This is a genomic window from Sphingomonas sp. RIT328 (assembly GCF_000632225.1).
GTDB lineage: Bacteria > Pseudomonadota > Alphaproteobacteria > Sphingomonadales > Sphingomonadaceae > Sphingomonas > Sphingomonas kyungheensis.
Map to the genome: position 1 here is coordinate 1 of NZ_JFYV01000052.1, position 1,936 is coordinate 1,936.

2 protein-coding genes and 1 pseudogene are annotated in these 1,936 nt (G+C 72.4%); 1 reads left to right on the forward strand and 2 read right to left on the reverse strand.

Annotated elements, in window-relative coordinates:
- The first annotated feature begins 391 nt into the window (after window positions 1–391).
- Window positions 392–571, forward strand: a complete 180-nt coding sequence (locus BW41_RS21120; RefSeq protein ID WP_152542388.1) for a hypothetical protein — start codon at window positions 392–394, stop codon at window positions 569–571.
- Between the two features lie 54 nt (window positions 572–625).
- Here the strand turns inward: BW41_RS21120 and BW41_RS22105 are convergent, their stop codons facing one another.
- Window positions 626–1,039, reverse strand: a complete 414-nt coding sequence (locus tag BW41_RS22105; RefSeq protein WP_443027651.1) for an ATP-binding cassette domain-containing protein — start codon at window positions 1,037–1,039, stop codon at window positions 626–628.
- A gap of 18 nt (window positions 1,040–1,057) precedes the next feature.
- Window positions 1,058–1,936: pseudogene (locus tag BW41_RS22110) on the reverse strand (ATP-binding cassette domain-containing protein); the annotation flags it as partial.

Below are 1,936 nucleotides of genomic sequence, written 5' to 3' on the forward strand. Positions count from 1 at the left end.
GTGGTCGACCGCGACGGCCGGCCGGGGATCGAGGTGCCGTCGGGCCGGTATGCCTTCCGCAGCGGGATCGGGTGACGGCGTGACACGCGGGAGCGCCACTCAGTGTCGTTCGTCGCAACGGCAGGGCTGATCGAGATCAACCACTCTTCTATTATTCCACATTATAAGACATTGCATGACAATGTGAGATATAGCACACATGCCCTGCCCGCCCGATGGCGGGTCGGGGCATGGAAATCCCGCAACGTCAGCGCCGAACGCAGGCGGCCGGATCGCGGACGCCTGTATCGGGGCCTTCAGGCACGCGGCGCGCGCGCCGGACTTGCGGGTTTCCGACACCCGGTCGTCGGATCGATGACGCGCTTCCGGGCGCGCCCTCGGCATAGCGGGAATGGCAATGGTCGAACGAAACGATGGGGATCTGCGGTCCCGCCAGGTTCAACCTCTCATCCTGATGAGACAGGCGCTGGTGCTGCTCGACCAGCAGGACGAGCTGCACTCCGCCCGCTATCTGCATACCGCGATCTTGGCGTATGAATCATGGCTGGCCGAGGAGGCGAATCCCTCCTGACCATCGTCCGGAGCCGGTTCCGACGCCGCGATCCCGTCGTCGCGTTGCCCTGACCTAGGCCACTGCAGCGCCGCAGGCGCGACCGCGCGGATCGATCGCATAGCGGGTGCGACACAGTCGATCAGCCGCCGGGCGGTGCGTGACAACGATCAGGCCCTGCCCGCTCCGGTCGAGCCGCGCCGCCAGCCGGCCGACCACGGCTTGCTCCGCCAGCGCGTCGAGCGCTTCGGTGGGCTCGTCGAGGATCAGCCATGGCGTCGGCGCCAGATAGGCGCGCGCCAGCGACAGGCGACGGCGCTCGCCGCCCGAGAGCCGCTCGCCGTCCTCGCCGATCCACGTATCCAGCCCGTCCGGCAGGCGTCGCACCACGCCGGTCAGATAAGCGTCGTCGAGCGCCTGCCACAGCGCCGCGTCACTCGCCGACGGATCGGCGAGCAGCAGATTGTCGCGCACCGTCGCGGCGAGCAGCTGCGCGTCCTGCGGCGCTCAGCCGAAGCTGGCGCGCAGCGTCGCGGCCGGCAGATCCGCGATGGGACGCCCCCCAAGCCGGACACCTCTGTCCCGCCCCTCGCGCAGCCCAAGCATCGCTTCGACGAGGCTGGTCTTGCCGCTGCCCGACGCGCCGACGATCGCGATCCGCGCGCCGGCGGGGGCGATGGGCCTGAGACCCGGCAAAGTGAGGTCGACCGAACGGGGCGTGTCCCTCGCGTCCGTCCGGCCGACGAACAGCGCCGTGAGCCGCGCCTCCGCCTCGCGCTCCGCGCCGCGCGCGGCGGAGGCGCGCAATACCGGCAGGATGCCGTCGATCGTCATCACCGCCGCCAGCGCGCCGAGCGCGACGAGCGGCACCCCCGCCGGCAGCGCGGTCAGGGCGACGGCCACCGCCGCGACGCCGGTGGCGAGCGCCCCCAGCGCCTCGATCGCCCCCGCTGCCACCGCCTGCTGCCGCCGCACCGCCGCGAGCCGCGCATCGAGTTCGGCGAAGTGGGCGAGCGACGCGGCTTCCATGCCGTAGCAGCGCAGCTCGGCAGCTGCCGCGAGCTGGACGGTGAGCAGGTCGCGCAACGCGCCCTGCAATTGCTGCACGGCGCGGCCGCCCGCCTCGCCGCGCCGGCCGAACGCCGAGCCGGCCGCCACCGTCGCCGCCACGGTCAGCGCGAGCGCCAGCGCCGCGGCCGGCGACGCGACCAGCGCGAGCGCGACGGCGGGCGGCGCGGCGGTGATCGCGCGATAGAGCGCGGGGCATACCCGCGCGAGGATCGCGAAGGCCACGGCGTGGCTCGCCAGCCGCTCGCCATAGCGCGCGCCGGTGCGCAGGATCGCGAGCAGCCGGATCGACGCGCTCGGCAGCAGATAGTTGACACC